This is a genomic window from Cellulomonas sp. ES6, from assembly GCF_030053835.1.
Taxonomy (GTDB): Bacteria; Actinomycetota; Actinomycetes; order Actinomycetales; family Cellulomonadaceae; genus Cellulomonas.
In genome coordinates, this window is record NZ_CP125655.1 from 2,453,479 (window position 1) to 2,473,252 (window position 19,774).

Consider the following 19,774-nt stretch of genomic DNA (forward strand, 5'->3'; position numbering starts at 1 on the left):
CCGGGAGGCGCCGTGGACGGACCGGAGAGCCCCGACCCGGCCGCCCCGCGGCTCCGGCGCGAGCGGTCGGCGCTGACCGTGTCGGCGGTCGCGGCGGCGGTGGTCGGCACCGGGGCCGCCGTGTGGGGCGTCGTCGCGGGGTCCGGCGTGATCCTGTTCGACGGCATCTACACCGCCGCGGGGACCGCGCTGGTCGGGGTGTCCGCGCTGGCGTCGCGCGCCGCGGCGTCGGAACCCGGCGGGCGCTACCCGTTCGGACGCCACGGCGCCACGCCGCTCGCCGTGGCGATGCAGGGGGCGGCGCTGCTCGCCACCCTGGTGTACGGCGTCGCCGACGCGGTGGGCACGCTGCTGGCGGGGGGCTCCGACAGCGACCCGGGGTCGCTCGTCGCGTACGGCGCGCTGTCCGCCGTCGTGAGCGCGGGCGTCGCGTTCCGGCTGCGGCGCGCGGCGCCGGACTCGGAGCTCGCCCACGCCGAGGTCGTGTCCTGGCGTGCGGGCGCGTGGCTGAGCCTGGTCGTGGCCCTCGGGGGCGTGGCCGCCGTCGTGCTCGAGCGGACGGGGCGCGACGCGGTGGTGCCGTACGTCGACCCCGCGCTCCTGCTGCTGGCCGTCGCCCTGGTCGGGACGCTGCCGCTGCGCCTGATCCGCGACGGCATGCACGAGCTGCTGGAGGGGGAGCCGCCCGCGGACGTCGCGCGGGAGGTGGGCCGTGCGGTCGCGGCGGCCCGGGAGAGGTTCGGGCTGCCGGAGCCGCTCGTGCGCGCCACGAAGCTCGGCGGCCGGCTCTACCTCGAGGTCGACTTCGTGGTCGAGCCGGGGCGGTGGGACGTGGACCAGGAGGACGGGGTGCGGCGCGCCGTCCTCGACGGCCTGGTCGGGGTCCCGCTGGACGTGTGGGCGACCGTCGAGCTCACGACCGACCCGGAGCTGGCCGCCTGACCGTGGCGGTGCTCGGACGCGGCGCCCGGCCGGGTGACGCGGGAGACCAGGAGGCATGGTGCTGGACGCGCTGAACTCGGTCGCCGCTGCTGCGCTGCGCTGGCTGGCGCTCGGCCGCGACGTGGTGGTCCGCGGGGACACCGGCTCCGGCCGGTCGACGGTGCTCGGCGTGGTCGCCCGGCAGGGGGAGCGTCAGCACCTGGGTGTCGTCGTGGCCGACTGGCACGACCTCGCCGGTCGCGTGCCGTCCGCGGGCGCCCGGCCCCTGACGCCGGCGGGGCGGTCGGACGACGACGTGGCGGCCGACCTGGTCGCGGACCTCGGTGCCCGCGGCGTGCTCCTCGTCGACGACGTCGACGAGCTGGACGACGCCACGCTGGAGGTGCTGGGACGGGTGCTCCGTCGCAGCCGCGCGCGGTTCGTGGCGACCGCCACGCGCGACCTCACCCGCCTCGGCCGGCCGTCGCTGTCGAGGCTGGTCGCGGCGCGGGCGCCCGCGGAGGTCCGGGTGCCCCCGCTGGGCTTCCAGGCGATGGCGCGGATGGTCGCCGACCGGCTGGACGGCCCGGTCGACGCGGCGCTGACCTCCTCCGTGACCGCGTGGTCGGCGGGGAACCCGGCCGTCGCCGCCGCCATGGTGGACGCGGCGCAGTTCGCGGGGACCGTCGGCCGGCGCGACGACGTCTGGACCGCGGTGGGCGACCTCGACGACGTGCCGCTCGACGCCGTCGCCCACCTCATGACCGCGGGGCTGCCACCGGGCGCGCAGGACGCCCTCGACGTGCTGGCGGTGCTCGGCCCGGCACCGTCGGAGGTCGTGCACCGGCTCGTGCCCGACGCCGACCTGTCGGTGCTGGTCGCGCGCGGGCGGGTGGTGTCCTACGGCGGGGACAGCGGGCTGCTGGCGGTGTCGCCGCCGGCGCTGGCGCGCGCCGTCCGGGACCGGCTGAGCGGGCCGCGCCGCCTGGACGTCGCGCGGCTGCTCGTCCCCGAGGCCGGCCACGAGCTGCCGCTGCCGTCCGTCCGCACCGGGCTGACGGACATGATCGTGTCCGCCGCCGGCGACCCGGCGGATTCGTACTGGCGCTGGGCGGCGGAGCTGACGGGCCTGGTGCACGAGCGGTCGGTCGTCACCGAGGCCGCCGCCCGCGGCGCGTGGGAGGAACGGCCCGAGGTGGCGACGGCGCTCCCGTACCTGATGGCGCTGCTGCGGCGTCCCGCGACCGACCGGGTGCGCGACGTCGTCGACGGGACGGTGCGCGACCCGGGGGAGGACCCGCAGAGGGCGGCGACCTTCGACGACCTCTGCCGTCGGTGGCGGGTGTGGCAGCGCAGCGAGGACGTCGACCCGGCGGTCGACCCGGGTGTCGCTGTGCAGCCGCGGGGCGCGGGCGGCGCGGCGGCGCCGGGGCTGCGGTCCCTGGTCGCCGCGGCGGTCGCGGGCGGTGGTGACGACGAGGCGCTGCTGAGCCGGCTCGCGCTGCCCGGGCCGGACGCCCCGGAGCCGGGACGGTCGCTGGCCGTCCTCTCGGCGGCGTCGGTGCTGCTCGAGGCGGGTCGGCCCGGGGCGGTGCTGCGGCTGACCACCGGTGTGCGGGCGGCGCCGTGGATGCCCGGGGAGGTGGACCACGCGGTGGCGGGCCTGCGGGGCATGGCGCTGCTCCTGCTCGACCGGGTGGTGGAGGCGGAGGCACGGTCCCGTGCCCTGCTGGAGGCGGCCTACGACCGCCTGGACGCCGCCGGGATCCGCATCCACAGCCTCTCGCTCGCGCACGCCCTGACCGTGCGGGGGCAGTGGACCGCCGCCTGGCGCGTGCTGAGCACGGCGCTGCGGCTCGGCCCCCCGGGGCCGCTCGGCGGCGCGTTCTACCGGCGCAGCCTCACGCTGTCGGCCATGCTGGCCGCGCTCATGCGGAACAGCGACGTCGCGCGGATGCTCGCGACCGAGCTGCGGCACGCGCCGCCCCTGCACGAGCCGGTGGTCGACTCCGTGCAGGGCGTGGCGGAGGCGTACCTGCTGCTCGACGAGGGACGGACCGCGGAGGCCGACGCGCTGATGTGGCGGTTCGGCGACCGCTGCCGGCTGGCGGGGCGGCCGATGCTCGCCCTGGAGTACTGGGCGCTGCGTGTCGAGCCCTCGACGCCGGAGCAGGTGCGGCAGATGCGCGAGCTGTCGGACCGCGTGCCGCTGCCGCTGTTCGCGCCGCTGGTCGACCTGCACGCGGCCCTGCTGGGCGACGACCTCGCGGAGCTGGACCGCGCGGCGCGCGCGGCGCGGCTGGAGATGGTCCCGGGCCTGGCGCCCCGGGTGCTCGAGGCGGTGAACCGGCTGCGGGAGTCCAGGGGGCTGCCGCCGCTCGCCGACCCGGAGGTCGACGACCTGCTCGGCGAGCAGATCGCCGAGGCGATCCGCAGCGCGCCGCCGGTGCACCGGTCCGCGGACCTGCTGTCCGACCGGGAGCACGAGATCGCGGTGCTCGCGGCGCAGGGCATGACCAACCGGGAGATCGCGGTGCGGCTGCACCTGAGCACCCGCACCGTGGAGAACCACGTCCACCGGGTGCTCGGCAAGCTGGGGCTGCGCAGCCGGTCCCGCCTGGCCGAGGTGCTGCTGTGAGCCCTCAGCGCCCCGCGGCAGGCGTCCCGAGGACGGTGCCGTCCGGGATCTCGCCGGGCGCGCCGTCCGGCGTGACCTCCGCCTCGCCGGTCGCGACGACGCCCGCGCCGAACGTCCAGTCGCCGCGCACGGTGAGCGAGCGTGCGCCGCGCAGGGACGGCGCGCCGTGGGCGAACCGCTCCTCGAACCGGCCGACCGTCTTGTAGACGCCCGGGTCGAGGTCGACCAGCGGCGCCCGGTCCACGGCGAGCCGCAGCGTGGCGTCGTCGGCCAGCTCGTAGGCGTCCGACCGGAGCAGCAGCAGGTCGTTCGTGGTCTTCACGGGCAGGAACCGCTCGCGGCCGACCGCGATCGCGGTCGCGCCCTCGAACACCTCGATCGCGGCGCCCATGGCGGTCTCGATCTGGAACACCTCGGGGGAGTCCGGGTCGGTCGGGTCGACCGTCTTGACGTTGCGGATCAGCGGCAGGCCCAGCACCGGGCCGCGGGACTCCAGCGCCGCCGCGAGCTGCTCCAGGTCGAACCACAGGTTGTTCGTGTGGAAGTACGGGTGGCGGTGCTCGTCGGTGAAGTAGTCCATCTCGTCGGGCGGCGTCTGCGCGGTGTCGCGCAGGATCAGCCGGCCGTCGGACTTCCGGACCGCCAGGTGGCCGCCCTTGCGGTCCGCGGCGGTGCGCCGGCAGACCTCGGCGGCGTAGGGGGCGCCGGACGCCGCGAACCAGCCGGCGATCACCGGGTCGGGGGCGGCGCCGAGGTTGTCGGAGTTGGAGACGGACGCGTACCGGAACCCGGCGTCGAGCAGCGTCCGCAGCACGCCGGACGCGAGCAGCGCCGTGTACAGGTCGCCGTGGCCGGGCGGGCACCACTCGAGCGTCGGGTCGGCCGGCCAGCGCACGGGCGTCAGGTCGTCCGTGCGGAGCTTCGGCTCCTGGTTCTGGAGGAAGTCCAGCGGCAGCCCGTCCACGGCGACGTCGTCGTGCCGGGCCAGGGCGGCCAGCGAGTCCTCGCGCGTGCGGAACGAGTTCATGAGGACCAGCGGCAGCCGGACGTCGTGGGCGGCCCGGGCGCGGCGCACCTGCTCGACGATGAGGTCGAGGAACGACTTCCCGTCGCGCACCGGCAGCAGCGACTTGGCCTTGTCCATGCCCATCGAGGTGCCGAGGCCGCCGTTGAGCTTGATGACCACGGTGCGGGCGAGCGCCTCCCGCGCGGCCTCCGGGTCGACCGTGACGTCGGCGAGCGCCGGCGGGTCCAGCAGCGGCTCGATGGTGTCCTCGGGGATGAGGCCCGTGGCCCCCGCCTCGAGCTCGCGGTAGTAGTGGGTGAACACCTCGATGGCGGTGGGGTCGACGCCCGCCGCGGTCATCGTGTCCTGGGCCTGCCGGAGTCCGGAGTCGCTCATGTCCCGATCCTAGGAAGGTCGGCGGCGGCGCCGCAGGGCGAGCGCTCCGGGTGGCGTCGTCAGCGGGCCGCGTGCCGGCCGTACCGCTGCCGCGCGGCCTCGCCGGACGTGCCGACCAGCGCGCCGATCCGGGCCCACGACGTCCCCTCGTCGCGGCGGGCCGCGGCGATGGCGTCGGCGAGCTCGCGCTCGGCCTCGTCCCGGCGCAGCGCCGCGAGCCGCACCGCGGTCACGGGCGAGACCCGTCCGCGGTCGCCGGGGCCGGGCTCGTAGGCCTCGAACTCGTCGGCCAGCTGCTCGGAGCGGGCGAGGATGTCGTCGAGCGATCGGGGCACGGTCAGCTCCTCCCGAGGAACTTGTCACGGACGGGGCGCATGGCGTGCACGGCGCAGAGCGGGTCCCGGGACACAAGTTACCTTGCTTGGCGGTGGGTGGGCAGGAGCGAGAGCGTCGTGGTGAGGGTCCGGTGTGCATGGACGGCACCGTAGGCCGCGATCCGGGGTCGTCGACCGTGGTCCCCAGGGCGGGTTCCGCGGGTCAGGGCAGGGCCGTGCGCACCGGCGCCAGCGCCCGGTCCAGCAGGTCCGGCAGGCGCGTGCGGTCGGCCCCCGCGTGCGCCCACGCCTCGACCGCCGCGGCCAGGGCCCCCGCCCACGCGGTGCCCGCCACCCGGGCGCGCAGCGGGTCGACGCCGCGCGCGGCGGCGTAGGCGGCGAGCGTCGCCCCCAGGTCGGCGGTCCGCCGGGCGGCGGCCAGGCGGAGGTCCTCGCCGAGGCCCATGGCGTCCGCCTGCGTGAAGGCGAGGGCCACGTGCTCGGCCGGCAGGTCCGCCGCCAGCTCGTGCAGGGCGGCGGCGAGCACCGTGCCGGGCGGCGCGGCGGGGTCGGCGCCCGCCAGGGTGGTGCGGAGCCGGTCGGCCCGCTCGTCGAACGCGGCCCACAGCAGGTCGGCCTTGCCGGGGAAGTAGTTGAAGAACGTGCTCCGCGAGACGCCGGCGCGGCGGGTGATGTCGGCGACGGAGGTGGCGGCGTACCCGCGCTCGAGGAACAGCTCGCCGGCGGCCTCCTCGAGCATCGCCCGCGACGCGGCGGGCGGGCGCCCCGAGCGCCGCGGCGGCGACGGCTCGGGCGGGGCCGGGCTGCCGGGCGGCGGGGACGGGGGCACGGCCGCCATCGTAGGACGAGCGTCACACCGGCCGAGGGGCGCCGCACCCGTCGCCGCGACCTATTGTTGGACTCCGTTCAACAACCTGCCGAGCGAAGGTGGACCCGTGCCCGACGCCGCTTCCCGACCCCGTCGCCTGCGCCGCACCGCGCGCGCCGCCGCGCCCGCCGCGGTGCTCGCCCTCGCGCTGGCCGCCTGCTCGGGCGGCGGCGGGGACGCGCAGGACGACGCCACCCCGCGCACGGGCGGCACGCTGGTCTACGCGACGGGCGACGCCGAGCCGACCTGCCTCGACCCGCACGTCGGCGGCAACTACCCGCAGGCGCTGATCAGCACGCAGTACCTCGAGCCGCTCGTCGGCCGGGACGCGGACGGCACGATCCTGCCGTGGCTCGCCACGCAGTGGACGACGTCCGACGACGGCCTGACCTGGGACTTCACCCTCGCGGACGACGTCACCTTCACCGACGGAACCCCGTTCGACGCCGAGGCGGTCAAGGCGAACATCGAGCACCTGCAGGACCCCGACACGGGGTCCTCCACCGGCTACCTCGCCGTGCAGAAGGTCGAGCAGGTCGAGGTCGTCGACGCCACCCACGCCCGGTTTCACCTGTCCGCCCCGGACTCGGCGCTGCTCGAGTCGCTCAGCCAGCAGTGGACCGCGATGCAGTCGCCCGCCGGGATCGCCCGCGGCACCGACGCCAACTGCGCCGCGCCGGTCGGCACCGGCCCGTTCGTCGTCGAGTCGTGGACGCCGCAGCAGCAGGTCGAGCTCGTCCGCAACGAGGACTACGTGCCGCACGACCCGCAGGCCGAGCACGAGGGCACCGCGTACCTGGAGCGCATCGTCTGGCGGTTCATCCCCGACGCCGCCACCCGCTACGCCGCGCTGCGCTCCGGCGAGGTCCAGGTGATCGACAACCCGCAGCCCGACACCATCGCGCAGGCCGACGCCGGCGGCGACATCGCGCACCTCGACGCCCCCCGGCCCGGCTCGGTGAACCGGATCGAGCTCAACAGCGCCCAGCCGCCGTTCGACGACGTCCGGGTGCGCGAGGCGTTCGTCCGGGCGGCCGACGTCGACCCGGGCATCGAGACGCTGTTCGCCGGCACCGCCACCCGCTCGTACTCCCCGCTGTCGAGCGTGGAGCCGGTCGCGTACTCCGACCCGGACCTGTTCGGCACCGACACCGACCGCGCCGCCGAGCTGCTGGACGAGGCCGGCTGGACGGAGCGGGACGCCGACGGGTACCGCACCCGGGACGGGGAGCGCCTGACCGTGCGGTTCCCGGTGAGCACCAACCAGTCGGTGGCCGCCGAGCAGTCGCTGTTCGAGCAGATCCAGGCCAACGCGAAGACGGTCGGGTTCGACGTGGTGCTCACGCCGCTCGACCTGTCCGCCTGGTACGGCGCGCTGGGCGCCCACGAGTACGAGGCCGTGTCCGCGCCGTACACGAAGGTCGGGCCGGACGTGCTGCGGATCCTCTACCACTCCGACGGCACCGTCCCCGCGCCCAGCGGCTACTTCGCCAACCACGCGGGCGTCACCGACCCGGAGCTCGACGCGCTGCTCGACGAGGCGTCCGCGACGGCCGACGCGGACCAGCGCGCCGACCTCTACCAGCAGGCGCAGCAGCGCGTGCTCGAGGGGTACTACATCCTGCCGCTGTACGACCAGCAGAACCACTTCCTCACCCGCGGCGTCACGGGGGTGCGGACGCTCGACACCGTGGCGACGCCGACGTTCCTCGACGCGCGCCTGGCGTCCTGACGGCCGTGGGCCCGGGGCGGGCGGCGCGGCCGCCGGCGCGGGCGCGGCGGGTGCTGCTCTGGCTGCTCCGCCGCGCCGGGTCCGTCGTGCTCGTCGCCTGGGTGGTGGCGACCGTGGTGTTCTTCGCGCTGCGCGCTGCCGGCGGCGACCCCACGGAGGCGATCCTCGGCGGTCCCGGGTCGCAGGCCGGCCCCGAGGCGGTCGCCGCGGCGCGCGCCCGGTACGGGCTCGACCAGCCGCTGCTCGTGCAGTACGCGGTGCAGGTGTGGCGGGTGCTGACCCTCGACCTCGGGGAGTCGTACGCCCGGACCGTGCCCGTCGCCGACCTGCTGGCGGAGCAGCTGCCCGGCACGCTGCTGCTCGCGGTCGCGTCGCTCGCGCTGGCGTGGGTGCTCGCGCTCGCGGTGGCGACGGCCGCCGCCCGGGCCTCCGGGCCGGTCGGGCGCGCGTGCGCGGCGGCGCTGCGCGGCGCCGAGGTGGTCGCCGCCGTGCTGCCGCACTTCTGGCTCGGCGCGGTGCTCATCGTGGTGTTCTCCTCGACGCTCGGGTGGCTCCCGGCGACCAGCTCCGGCACCGACCCCGCCGGTCTCGTGCTGCCGACCGTGACGCTCGCCGTGCCGGTGGCCGGGTTCCTCGGGCAGGTCATGCGCGACTCGCTGGACGAGGCCGTCGCGGCGCCGTTCGCGACCTCGGCCCGCGCCCGCGGGGCCTCGCCCGGGCGGGTGCTGTGGCGCCACACGCTGCGCCACGGCGTGCTGCCCGCGGTCGCGCTGTCCGGCTGGGCGTTCGGGTCGCTGCTCAGCGGCGCGGTGGTGGTGGAGACCCTGTTCGGTAGGCCCGGTCTCGGGCGCCTGCTGCTCGACGCGACGATGCAGCGGGACGTCCCCGTGGTGATCGGCGCGGTGGTCGTCGTCGCGGTCGCGTACGTCGTGGTCATGCTGCTGGTGGACGTCGTGGAGCGGCTGCTCGACCCGCGGCTGCGCCCGGCCGCGGAGGTCGTGGGGGCCGGGGCGCCCGCGACCTCCCGGGAGCCGGCGGTGCTCGGGTGAGCGCCGCAGCCCCCGGCCGTCCCCGCGCCGCGCGCCCGACCCGGGGTCCCACCGGCCGCGGCGTGCGCGCGGCGGTGCGCACGCTGGGCGCCCCCGGCGTCCTCGCGGCGGTCGCCGTGCTGGTCATGGCGGTCGCCGTCGTCCGCCCGGGCCTGCTCGCCCCCGGCGACCCGACCGCCATCGACGCCCGCGCCGCGTTCACGCCCCCCGGCCCGGGGCACTGGCTCGGCACGGACGAGTCCGGGCGCGACGTCTGGACCCGCGTCGTGCACGGCGCCGGCGCCTCGCTCGGCATCGGCGCCGCGGCCACCGCCATCGGCGTGGGTGCCGGGCTGGTGCTCGGCTTCGCCGCCGGTCTGGGCCCGCGGTGGCTCGACGCCGCGATCGGCCGGGTGCTCGAGGTGCTGTTCGCGCTGCCGACGCTGGTGCTCGCGCTGCTGCTCGTCGCGGTGCTGGGCGCCGGCGTCGAGGCGTCGGTGCTCGCGGTCGGCGCCGCGACCGCCCCCGGGTACGCCCGCATGCTCCGGGGCCGCGTGCGCGCCGTGACGGCGAGCGGCTACGTCGAGGCGGCCCGGCTCGAGGGGCACGGGCCGCTGCGGGTGCTGACGCGCCACGTGCTGCCCAACACGCTCTGGCCGCTGGTGTCGGTGGCCACGCTCGGGATCGGGCAGGCCGTGGTGTGGGTGTGCGCGCTGAGCTTCCTGGGCCTCGGCACGCTGCCGCCGTCGCCGGAGTGGGGGGCGATGCTCAACGCCGGGCGGGTCTACATCGGCACGGCGTGGTGGCTGACGGTGTTCCCGGGACTCGCGATCACGGTGACGGCGGCGGCGCTGACGGTGCTGGGCCGGCGCCTCGGGACGGTGGGGGCGTGAGCGCGCCGGAGGTCCCGCGGGGCGCGGGCGCCGTGGTGCTCGACGTCGCCGGGCTGCGGGTGGGCTTCGGCGCGACCGACGTGCTGCACGGCGTGGACCTGCGGGTGGCGGCCGGCGAGTGCGTCGCCGTGGTCGGCGGGTCCGGCGCGGGCAAGTCCGTGCTGGCGCGCACCCTCGTCGGGCTGGCGGGGGAGGGCGGCCCGGCGCGTGTGCGGTCCGACCGCTTCACGCTGCTCGGCCGGGACGCCCCCGCGCCCGGGTCCCGTGCCTGGCGGGCCGTCCGGGGGCGGGACGTGGGCCTGGTGCTCCAGGACGCGCTGGGCTCGCTCGACCCGCTGCGGACGGTCGGGGCCGAGGTCGGGGAGGCGCTCGCGGTGCGCCGCCCCCGTGCCCCGCGGCCGGAGCGGACCCGGCGCGTGCTGGCGGCGCTGGCGGAGGTCGGCCTGCCGCAGCCGGAGGTGCGCGTCCGCCAGCGCCCGCCGGAGCTCTCGGGCGGCATGCGCCAGCGCGCGCTGATCGCGTCCGCCCTGGTCGCCCGGCCGCCGCTGCTGGTCGCGGACGAGCCCACCACCGCCCTCGACGCGACGGTCGCGGCGCGGGTGCTCGACCTGCTGGGGGAGCTGCGGGACCGCGGCACGGCGGTCGTCCTCGTCACGCACGACCTCGGGGCGGTCGCGCGGGTCGCCGACCGCGTCGTCGTGCTGCACGAGGGTCGCGTCGTCGAGTCCGGGCCCGTCGCGCGCGTGCTGGCGGAGCCGCGTGAGCCGTACACCCGGGAGCTGCTCGCCGCGGCGCGGCTGGGCGACGGGCCGGGGCTGGTGCCGCCGCCCGGGCCGGTGCTGCTCAGCGGCCGGTCGCTGCGCCGGTCCTTCCCGCTGCCGGGCGGCGGGCGCGTGGACGCGGTGGCGGACGTCGACGTCGAGGTGCGGGCCGGGGAGGCCCTCGGGCTGGTCGGCGAGTCGGGCTCGGGCAAGACGACGCTCGCCCGGCTGCTGCTCGCGGCCGACCGCCCCGACGCCGGGGAGGTCCTGCTCGACGGGCGGCCGTGGTCGGCGCTGCCCGAGCGGGAGCGCCGGCCCCTGCGCCCCGGCGTCCGGCTGGTGCCGCAGGACCCGCTGGGGGCGGTCGACCCGCGGCTCACGGTCCGGGCGGTGCTGCGGGACGCGCTCGCGACGGCCCCGGGCCCGCGCGACGACGACGACGCCGGGTGCGCGCGGCTGCTCGACGCCGTGCGGCTGCCGGGGGACGTGCTCGACCGGCGGCCCCGGACGCTGTCGGGGGGCCAGCGGCAGCGCGTCGCGATCGCCCGCGCGCTGGCCTCGCGCCCGCGGGTGCTGCTGCTGGACGAGCCGGTGTCGGCGCTCGACGTCCAGGTGCAGGCGGCGGTGCTCGACCTGCTCGTCGACCTGCGCCGCGCGTCCGGCGTCGCGATGGTGCTGGTCTCCCACGACCTCGCCGTGGTGCGCCGCGTGTGCGACCGGGTGCTCGTGATGAGCGGGGGCCGGGTCGTCGAGGAGGGCGCCGTCGCGGACGTCTTCGACGCCCCGCGGCACCCGGTGACCCGGGACCTGCTGGCGGCCCGGGCGGTGTGACGCCGCCCGGGCCGGTGCGGGTCAGACCGTGACGACGATCTTCCCGCGGGTGTGCCCGGTCTCCAGCGCGCGGTACGCGTCGGCCGCGTGCTCCAGGTCGAACGTCTCCGCGATCTCGACCGTCACCACGCCGCGGGCCGCCAGGTCCGCGAGGTCGGCGAGGTCGGTCGTGTCCGGCCGCACCCACACGTACTGGCCGCCGAGCTCGTCGCGGGCGCGGGCGTCGGTGATCGACACGACCGTGCCGCCCGGGGCGAGCAGGTCGGGTGCCGTGTCGATCGCCGCGCCGCCGACGTAGTCGAGGATCACGTCGAAGCCCCCGGGCGCGAGCTCGCGGGCGGCGGCGACCAGGCCGTCGCCGTACGCGACCGGCTCCGCGCCGAGTCCGCGCAGGTAGTCGTGGTTGCCGGGCGACGCGGTGCCGACCACGCGGGCGCCGGCGTGCACCGCGAGCTGCACCGCGATCGACCCGACACCGCCGGCGGCGGCGTGCACCAGCACCGTGGACCCGGCGCCGAGCCCGGAGCGCCGGACGGTCTGCAGCGCGGTCAGGCCCGCGAGGGGCAGCGCCGCGGCCTGCTCGAACGACAGGCCGGCGGGCTTCTTCGCCGCCGTGCGCACCGGGACGGAGACGTACTCGGCGAGCGTGCCGTCGGACACGACGTCCTTGCGCGCGTAGGCCAGCACCTCGTCGCCCGCGACCAGCTCCGGGGTGTCCAGCCCGGGCTTCACGACCACGCCGGCCACGTCCCACGCGGGGACGGCGGGCAGGTACGTGTCGATCAGCCCCTGCAGGTACCCCTCGCGGATCTTGTAGTCGACGGGGTTCAGCCCCACGGCGACGACCTTGACCAGGACCGAGTCGGGGCCGACGTGCGGCTCCGGGCGGTCCACCACCCGCAGCACCTCGGCACCACCGAACGTCTCGTACGCGACAGCCTTCATACCCGGTGCGAACGACGGACCCCCGGCGGGCATTCCGCCCCCGGGCGGACCGGGGCCGGGGTCGCGCGGCTCAGGCCGGCCGGAGCCCGCGCCCGACGGGCGTCTCGAACCACACGGTCTTTCCCCCGCCGGGGTGCAGGTCGATGCCCCACCGGCTCGCGAGCTGCGCGACGATCCGCATGCCGTTCCCCCCGGAGCGGTCCGCCCGGCGCGGCCGCACCAGCGGCAGCGTCGGGTCGGGGTCGGTCACCGCGACGCGGACGCAGCCGTCCCGGCACTCGGCGGTCACGGCGATCCGGCGACGCGGGCGGGTGTGCACCACCGCGTTGGTGAGGACCTCGCTGGTCAGCAGCTCGACGGTGCGGGCGGCCTCCGGGGTCGCGTGGGCGAGGGCCGCCTCGCGCACCGCCCAGTGCCGGCCGGTCGCGACCGAGCGGGGGGCGGGATCCAGCAGCAGGTGGTGGACGTCGGTCACCGTGCCCCTCCTCCCGCTGCCGTCCCGGTCCGCCCGGTCGTGCGGGCGGCGTGGGCTCCAGCGTGCGCCACGGTGCCCGGCCGCGCATCCGGGCCGGGCACCGTCGCGTCAGCCCGCCGTGCCGTCCGGGTCCGCCCGGCGGGTGGCGTCGGGCGCCTCGCCGTCGCGCTCCCCGCCGGACCCGGTCCCGCCGGAGGCCGCGACGACGGCCTCGTCCGGGGGCGGCACCACGCGGACCCGGGCGATGCGCCGGCCGTCGACGGCCGTGACCTCGATGCGGTGGCCGTCCACCTCCACGGCGTCGCCCACCACGCCGAGCCGGCCGAGCCGCGCGACGACGAAGCCGGCGACCGTCTCGTAGGGGCCGTCGGCCAGCAGCACGCCGGTCAGCTCGGTGAACTCCTCGATGGTGATGCCGGCGTCGTACGAGCCGGGGGAGCCGCCCTCGCGGGCCTCGGGGCCGGACGACCCGGGCATGTCGTACTCGTCGCGGATGTCCCCGACGAGCTCCTCGACCAGGTCCTCCAGCGTGACGATGCCGTCGGTGCCGCCGTACTCGTCGACCACCACGGCGATGTGCACGCCCTCGCGGCGCATCCGGGACAGCGACGGCAGCAGCTTGTTGGTCCCCGGCAGCACGACGATCTCCCGCATCACGTCGCGCACCCGCACGTCCGGGCGGGCCGGGGTGTCGAGCAGCTCGCGGATGTGCAGGAACCCGAGCACGTCGTCGAAGTCCTCGCCCGTCACCGGGTAGCGGGACCACGGCTGGTCGCGCACCCGGTCCAGGGCGTCCGTCAGCAGCAGGTCGGCCTCGAGGAACCGCACCTCGCCGCGCGGGCGCATGACCTCGGCCACGGACCGGTCGGTCGCCTCGAACACGTCGCCGAGGATGCGGCGCTCGTCCTCGGGCAGCCCCTGGTGCGCGATGACGAGGTCCCGCAGCTCGGCCTCGGACATCTCCTCGCTGGTGGCGTGCGGGTCGCCGCCGAACAGCCGCACGAGCAGGTTCGTCGACGCCGACAGCAGCCAGATCACGGGCCGCATGAGCGTGGCGAACCGGTCGAGCGGCGGGGCGACGGCCAGCGCGACCTTCGCGGAGCGCTGCAGGGCGATGCGCTTGGGCACCAGCTCCCCGAGCACGAGGGACAGGTACGCGATGACGAGCGTCAGCACGACCAGGGCGACCGAACCCGCGAGCGCCTCGGACAGCCCGAGCGCCTCCAGCGCGGGGGCGAAGGACGGGGCGATGGTCGAGGCCCCGTACGCGGCCGAGAAGAACCCGGCGACGGTGACGCCGATCTGCACGGCGGCGAGGAACCGGTTCGGGTCGCGGGCCACGGAGGCCACGCGCGCGCCCCGCGCGCTCTGGCGTTCGAGGCGGTTGATCTGGCTCTCGCGCAGGGAGACCAGGGCGATCTCCGTGCCGGCGAAGACGCCGCCGATCAGGATGAAGAGCAGGACGAGGCCGATGCTGCCCCAGGTCGCGGAGTCCATCAGCGGCGAGCCCCCTCACCGGTCGTGCGCGGGCCGGTGGTGCGCGGGATGCGGGCTCGCCGCACGGGACTGCAGGGCTGGTCGGGAGGTGACATGCACCCATTCCAGACAGCGCGGGTCCCGCCGTCAACCGGGGACGGCGGTTCGCGGCGTCGTGCACAGGATCGGCACAGCACCCCCGCGCACGCGGGTCCGGAACCGCCTGTCGGCGCTGGTCAGGCTGCCTAGGCTGGCGGTGCCCCACGGCGGGGCGGCGACGGAGGGACGAGCGTGGGACCGGTGCGGCGCAGGGGAGCGGTGGCAGGGGCGACGGGACGGGCGGACGTCCGGACGGGGCGCGGCGAGGTTCCGGGGCGCGGTGAGGTGCCGGGACGGCGCACGTCCGGCGCGCGCCGCCGGTCGCGCACCGGCGCCGTCGTGGCCGTGGCGGGCCTGGTGGTGACGCTCGGGGCGTGCTCCGGCGGCTCGGACGACGGCCAGGACACCGCCGACGCCCTCGCCGCCGCGATCGCCTCCGGTGACTTCGCGGACGTGCCGCTGGACGGCGCGACCGCCGCGGAGGCCGGCGAGCAGCGCGCGAGCGCGTACGAGGGGCTCGACCCGTGGGTGCCGGCCGTCACCGCGGGCGACGTCCAGCCGGCGGCCGACGACGAGGACGCGGCGACGGTCGAGCTCGCGTTCACCTGGGACGTCGACAGCAGCGACGACGACTGGACGTACTCGACGCACGCGTCCCTGGTCCGCGTCGACGACGAGTGGCGCGCCCGGTGGAGCACGATGACGCTCGCGCCGGACCTCACCACGGCCGAGGTGCTGGCGGTGCACCGGGAGCAGGCGGAGCGGGCCGACGTGCTGGGTGCCGGCGACGCGGTGCTCGTGGAGGCCCGCCCGGTGTACCGGATCGGCATCGACAAGACGCGGGTGACCGCGCAGGAGGCCGACGGCGCGGCGCGCGGGCTGGCGGCGGCCCTGGGCATGGACGCGGAGGCGTACGCCGCGCAGGTGGCCGCCGCCGGGGAGAAGGCCTACGTCGAGGCCATCGTGGTCCGGGCGGACGACCCGGCGTACGACGTCGCGGCGCTCTCCGGGCTGCCCGGCGTCAACGCGATCAGCACGACCCTGCCGCTCGCCCCGACCCGCGCGTTCGCCCGGCCGGTGCTCGGCACCGTCGGCGACGCGACCGCCGAGGTCGTCGAGGAGTCCGACGGCGCGGTGCGGCCCGGCGACCTCGCCGGGCTGAGCGGGCTGCAGAAGCAGTTCGACGCGCAGCTGCGGGGCCTGCCCGGTCTCACCGTCGTCGCGACGTCGGGCGGCGCGCAGGAGCGGCAGCTGTTCCACGTGGAACCGCAGCCGGGGGAGCCCCTGCGCCTGACGCTGGACCCGGCCGTGCAGCAGGCGGCGGAGGACGTGGTGGCCCGCGTCACCGACAGCGCGGCCGCGGTGGTCGCGATCCGGCCCTCGACCGGCGAGCTGCTCGCGGCCGCGAGCGGGCCGGGCGGCGACGGGACCTCGACCGCGACGCTCGGCCTCTACGCGCCGGGGTCCACGTTCAAGGTGGTCAGCTCGCTGGCGCTGCTCCGGGCGGGGCTCACGCCCGACAGCACGGTGACGTGCCCGCCGACGGCGTCCGTGGACGGCCGCGAGTTCCAGAACTACCCGGGCTACCCGGCGGACGCCCTGGGGGACATCCCGCTGCGCACCGCCGTCGCCGAGTCCTGCAACACCGCGTTCCTGACCGCCGCCGACCTGGCCCCCCAGCAGGCGCTCGCCGCCGCGGCGTCCTCCCTCGGGCTGGTCGACGACGCCGACCTGGGGTTCGCGGCGGCGCTCGGCTCCGTCCCCGCGGACGACACCGGCGGCACCGACCACGCGGCGTCGATGATCGGGCAGGCCCGGGTGCAGGCGACCCCGCTGGGCATGGCGACGGTGGCCGCGTCGGTGGTGGCCGGGCACCGCGTGACGCCCTGGCTGGTGCGCGAGGACGGCACACCGGCGCCGTCCGCGGAGCCCGACCAGCCGCTGACCTCCGGCGAGGCGGACGCGCTGCGCGCCATGATGCGCGCGGTCGTCACGGAGGGCGGCGGCGACTTCCTCCAGGACGTCCCCGGTGCCGAGGTGATCGCGAAGTCGGGCACCGCGCAGTACGGCGCCGCCGACGCGCTGCAGAACCACGCCTGGATGATCGCCGGGTACGGCGACCTGGCCGTGGCGGTGTTCGTGGAGACGGGCGACTTCGGGTCCACCACCTCCGGGCCGCTGCTGGAGGACTTCCTGCGCGCGGTGCCGCAGGGCTGAGGGCGTCCCGCGACGCGTCCGGGCCGGCGGGGCGGCGCGCCCGGGATCCCCCGTCCGGCCCGGGTGGAATGCCCGTTTTGACCCGAGTGGGTGAAATGTGAGACTTCACCCCGGGATTCACCCGCGGGGCCTTCCCCCGTGCGGGCGGGCGTCCTACAGTCGATGACGTCAGCGACAAGGGCAAACCCTCCGCGAGGAGGGGACGCAAAGCCACGGGACCCCCGCAGGTCAGCCGGGCTGCCGAACGAAGGACTTCGCCATGGACCAGCGCGGCTTCTACGAGCCGGCCGAGCGCGACCGCAGCGGTGCCGACCTCCTCGCGGACGGGGCGCGCACCGCGTCCCGCCTCTCCGCCTGGACCCGTCTCGCCGCGACGCTCGCCGCCGCCGGGGACCGGGTCCCCGCCCAGCGGGAGTGCACCTCCGCCTCCTGAGCGGGGCTACAGCTCGCCGACCCGCTGCAGGTAGCGCATCGACGCCCAGCCGACGGGGATGCGCAGCCAGTAGGTCAGCACCCGGAACAGCACGGCCACGGACGTCGCCACACCGGGGTTGACCCCGACGACCGTCAGCGAGGCGGCCAGCGCGATCTCGGTGGTGCCGATACCGCCCGGCGTGGGCGCGACCGACCCGGCCGTGTTGCCGGCGAGGAACACGATGGCGGCCTGCACCAGCGAGAGCTCCTGACCGAACGCGCGCAGGCAGACCTCGAACGCCAGGACGTAGCCGAACGTCGTCAGCACGTTGCCGGCCAGCCCGAGCGCGAGCCGGGACGGCTGCCCGACCACCTCGATGAGCCGGGGCCACGTCTGCTGGAGCGTCGGCAGCGTCTTGGCGGCGACCCACTGCCGGACCCGGGGCACCAGCAGCGCGCTCGCCACGAGGGCCGCGAGCACGCCGATCGCGATGATGACCGTCGGCGACACGGTGAACCGCTCGAGCTGGTTCGTGCCCGACGCGACCGACAGGCCGAGCAGCAGCAGCATCGTCACGAGGAACTGCGCGACCTGCACCAGCGCGACCGTCGCGGTCGCGAGCGACGCCGACGTGCCCCGCCGGGTCAGCAGCCGCAGGTTCAGCGCGGCGGGACCGATGCCCGCCGGCGCCGCCAGCGCGACGAACGTGGCCGCCGACTGCGCCACCGACGCGCGCCACAGCGACAGCTTGACGGGGGAGAACGCCACGAGGCTCAGCGCCGCCCCGAACAGCGTCGTCATGCCGAGCGCGAACGCCAGCACGCTGAGCCGCCAGTCGGTGGTGCGCAGCGCGTCGAGGATCGTCTGCAGGTTGATCGACGTCAGGACGATGATGACGGCGGCCGTGGTCAGCAGGATGGTCAGCACGGTGCGCGCGCCGAACCGGATGAGCTGGACCGGCTCGACGTCGGCCTCGGGCAGGCGCGCCACCAGCGCCGACCGCAGCTCGGCCAGCACCTCCTTGTGGGCCCGCAGCTCCTCGCGCGTGCGGCGGGGCAGCGTGACGGTCTGCAGCAGCGGGCCGATCACGGCGATGTCGGCCTCGGGCAGCACCGCCACCGCCGACTCCAGCGCGCGAGCCGGGCCCACGCGCAGCGCCAGGAGCGCGACCATCTGCGTGCGGTCGAGGCGCTGCGCGAGCTCGGACGACGCGACGTCGCCCAGCTCCCAGCCCACCAGCCACACCCGGGGCTCCTCGCCGCGGTCGTCGACGAGCACCACGTCGCTGGTCAGGGCGCGGTGCGCGAGACCGGCCTCGTGGGCCGTGCCGAGCTGCGCCCAGATCTCCTCCAGCACGTCGTCCGTGATGCGCTCGGGGTCCAGGTCCGCGAGCGGCGTCGCCGCGGCCACCCGGTCCTGCACCAGGATCATCGACGACTCGGCCTCGGCGACCCCACGGAGCCGGGGCGTCCGCACGCCGGCCGCGGTCGCGCTGTAGGACAGCAGCGCCGCGCGCTCCGCCGCCTGCCGCAGCGAGACCACGGAGCGCCCGTCGATGCCGCGCAGCCGCAGCGAGCGCCACAGCCGGCTGAGGAAGCCCACGACCTGCCGGTCGCCGTCCAGCACGACGACGTCGAGCAGGCGCCCGTCGGTCGTCGTCATCTCGTACACCCGGTGGTCGGCGTTCCGCACCAGCGCGCGCGCCGCCGGCGTCCCGGGCAGCGGCCCGTCGCCCGCGGGCGCACCGTCCTCGGCCGGGACCCGGACGAGCTGCCGCGGCTGCCAGCCCGCGCGGCGGACGCCCGCCACCAGGCTCGCGCCGTACGCGCGCTCGGACCGGGCGCCGGACACGTACCGCACCGCGAGGCCGCTCGCCCGGCCGATGAGCAGGGCCACCGCGACGCCCGGCAGCGACACGCCCGCCGTGATCACCATGATCCCGACGGCGACCCACACGAGGTTCCACGACCACGCGACCGTGCGGCGCCGGGTCCGGGGGCCGGTCGCCGTCAGCAGCCCCGCGATCAGCGCGATGTAGCCGGGCACGGTGAGCGTCAGCTCGCCCCGCAGCCGGACCGACAGCCCGTTGACCAGCTGGTCGGAGCCGAGGTTCTCGATCAGCCACGCGCTCGCCGAGGTCACCAGCACGGCGAGGATCGCCGCGACGGACGCCTCGATCATCTGCCGGCCCAGCCGGCGCAGCGCGAGCTCCGCCAGCACCGCGACCGGGACGACGAACGTCACGACGGTCTCCAGCAGCGCGACCGGGACGATGAGGATCTGCCGCAGCAGGGCGGAGAAGCCCTGCACGTCCTCGGCGACGCCGGAGGTCGTGTTGTGCGCGTACGTCGCGAGCACCATGACCGCGACCGCGCCGAGCACGCTGGCGACGACGCCCAGCAGGTCGCCGGGGTGGTGGACGCGCACCTCGGGGCTGTCGACGACGAGGGGCCGCTCGAGCCCCCGGCCCGGGGTCACCGGCCCGGTTGCGGGCGCGGGCCCGCCGGCGGGTCCGTCGGGTCGACCGGGCGCCGCCGGCGCGCTGGTCGAGGCGTCGGACATGCTCTGGAGTGTAGGCAGCGGCCACCCGCCGCACCGGCCTGTCCGGGCCCCTGGGGTGCGATTCCGTCCTCGAGGATGAGTGCCGCGACCCCGTGTCTCCGTCGCGGGGATGACACCCGGGGGCTAGCGTGACCGGCAGGCGCCCGACGACGGCCGGCGCGCCGGGGACGCGAGCT

15 protein-coding genes and 1 riboswitch are annotated in these 19,774 nt (G+C 76.9%); of the genes, 8 read left to right on the forward strand and 7 right to left on the reverse strand.

Translation table 11 applies throughout. The annotated features are described in order from the left end of the window. The first annotated feature begins 12 nt into the window (after positions 1 to 12). Together P9841_RS11485 and P9841_RS11490 are read left to right on the forward strand one after the other, a co-directional pair. On the forward strand, positions 13 to 942 hold the full coding sequence (locus tag P9841_RS11485; RefSeq protein WP_283318817.1) for a cation efflux transmembrane domain-containing protein: 930 nt from the start codon (positions 13 to 15) through the stop codon (positions 940 to 942). 55 nt (positions 943 to 997) lie between these two features. Continuing rightward, entirely contained in the window at positions 998 to 3,559 is a 2,562-nt protein-coding gene (locus tag P9841_RS11490; RefSeq protein ID WP_283318818.1) for a LuxR C-terminal-related transcriptional regulator, read from the forward strand. A gap of 4 nt (positions 3,560 to 3,563) precedes the next feature. On the opposite strand, the gene P9841_RS11495 is transcribed toward P9841_RS11490, so the two are convergent. The 3 genes from P9841_RS11495 to P9841_RS11505 form a co-directional block, all read right to left on the reverse strand. Further along, positions 3,564 to 4,961 carry a UTP--glucose-1-phosphate uridylyltransferase gene (locus tag P9841_RS11495; protein WP_283318819.1) on the reverse strand — a complete coding sequence of 466 codons (1,398 nt, stop codon included), beginning with the start codon at positions 4,959 to 4,961 and terminating at the stop codon, positions 3,564 to 3,566. 59 nt (positions 4,962 to 5,020) lie between these two features. After that, the gene (locus P9841_RS11500) at positions 5,021 to 5,296 is read right to left on the reverse strand and encodes a hypothetical protein (RefSeq protein ID WP_283318820.1); all 276 of its coding nucleotides are present in this window, start codon (positions 5,294 to 5,296) and stop codon (positions 5,021 to 5,023) included. 202 nt (positions 5,297 to 5,498) lie between these two features. After that, positions 5,499 to 6,125 carry a TetR family transcriptional regulator gene (locus P9841_RS11505; RefSeq protein WP_283318821.1) on the reverse strand — a complete coding sequence of 209 codons (627 nt, stop codon included), beginning with the start codon at positions 6,123 to 6,125 and terminating at the stop codon, positions 5,499 to 5,501. Positions 6,126 to 6,231: 106 nt separating this feature from the next. Between P9841_RS11505 and P9841_RS11510 the strand changes: the two genes are divergently transcribed. The 4 genes from P9841_RS11510 to nikE are packed head-to-tail and all read left to right on the forward strand — an operon-like array spanning position 6,232 to position 11,409. Beyond that, positions 6,232 to 7,896 (forward strand): ABC transporter substrate-binding protein, encoded by a 1,665-nt coding sequence (locus tag P9841_RS11510; RefSeq protein WP_502847534.1) that lies wholly within the window; start codon positions 6,232 to 6,234, stop codon positions 7,894 to 7,896. A gap of 5 nt (positions 7,897 to 7,901) precedes the next feature. Next, positions 7,902 to 8,945, forward strand: coding sequence for an ABC transporter permease (locus P9841_RS11515; protein WP_283318822.1), 1,044 nt, complete (start codon positions 7,902 to 7,904; stop codon positions 8,943 to 8,945). Continuing rightward, positions 8,942 to 9,817 carry an ABC transporter permease gene (locus tag P9841_RS11520; protein WP_502847536.1) on the forward strand — a complete coding sequence of 292 codons (876 nt, stop codon included), beginning with the start codon at positions 8,942 to 8,944 and terminating at the stop codon, positions 9,815 to 9,817. The genes P9841_RS11515 and P9841_RS11520 overlap by 4 nt, the downstream gene beginning before the upstream one ends. Further along, positions 9,814 to 11,409 carry a nickel ABC transporter ATP-binding protein NikE gene (gene nikE / locus P9841_RS11525; protein WP_283318823.1) on the forward strand — a complete coding sequence of 532 codons (1,596 nt, stop codon included), beginning with the start codon at positions 9,814 to 9,816 and terminating at the stop codon, positions 11,407 to 11,409. Before P9841_RS11520 ends, nikE begins: the two co-directional genes overlap by 4 nt. Positions 11,410 to 11,430: 21 nt before the next feature. Here the strand turns inward: nikE and P9841_RS11530 are convergent, their stop codons facing one another. From P9841_RS11530 to P9841_RS11540, 3 genes are all read right to left on the reverse strand, one after another. Further along, the gene (locus tag P9841_RS11530) at positions 11,431 to 12,354 is read right to left on the reverse strand and encodes an NADP-dependent oxidoreductase (protein ID WP_283318824.1); all 924 of its coding nucleotides are present in this window, start codon (positions 12,352 to 12,354) and stop codon (positions 11,431 to 11,433) included. Between the two features lie 70 nt (positions 12,355 to 12,424). After that, positions 12,425 to 12,829, reverse strand: coding sequence for an ATP-binding protein (locus P9841_RS11535; protein ID WP_283318825.1), 405 nt, complete (start codon positions 12,827 to 12,829; stop codon positions 12,425 to 12,427). A gap of 108 nt (positions 12,830 to 12,937) precedes the next feature. Beyond that, entirely contained in the window at positions 12,938 to 14,326 is a 1,389-nt protein-coding gene (locus P9841_RS11540; RefSeq protein ID WP_283318826.1) for a hemolysin family protein, read from the reverse strand. A 363-nt stretch (positions 14,327 to 14,689) separates the two neighbouring features. Here P9841_RS11540 and P9841_RS11545 point away from each other — a divergent pair, with 363 nt between their 5' ends. After that, positions 14,690 to 16,621, forward strand: coding sequence for a penicillin-binding transpeptidase domain-containing protein (locus tag P9841_RS11545; protein WP_283318827.1), 1,932 nt, complete (start codon positions 14,690 to 14,692; stop codon positions 16,619 to 16,621). Between the two features lie 169 nt (positions 16,622 to 16,790). Next, positions 16,791 to 16,866, forward strand: a riboswitch (cyclic di-GMP riboswitch). Between the two features lie 14 nt (positions 16,867 to 16,880). Continuing rightward, positions 16,881 to 17,054 carry a hypothetical protein gene (locus P9841_RS11550; protein ID WP_283318828.1) on the forward strand — a complete coding sequence of 58 codons (174 nt, stop codon included), beginning with the start codon at positions 16,881 to 16,883 and terminating at the stop codon, positions 17,052 to 17,054. Positions 17,055 to 17,060: 6 nt separating this feature from the next. Here the strand turns inward: P9841_RS11550 and P9841_RS11555 are convergent, their stop codons facing one another. Beyond that, positions 17,061 to 19,598: a flippase-like domain-containing protein gene (locus P9841_RS11555; protein WP_283318829.1), complete on the reverse strand. Its 2,538-nt coding sequence runs from the start codon at positions 19,596 to 19,598 to the stop codon at positions 17,061 to 17,063. Positions 19,599 to 19,774: the final 176 nt, after the last annotated feature.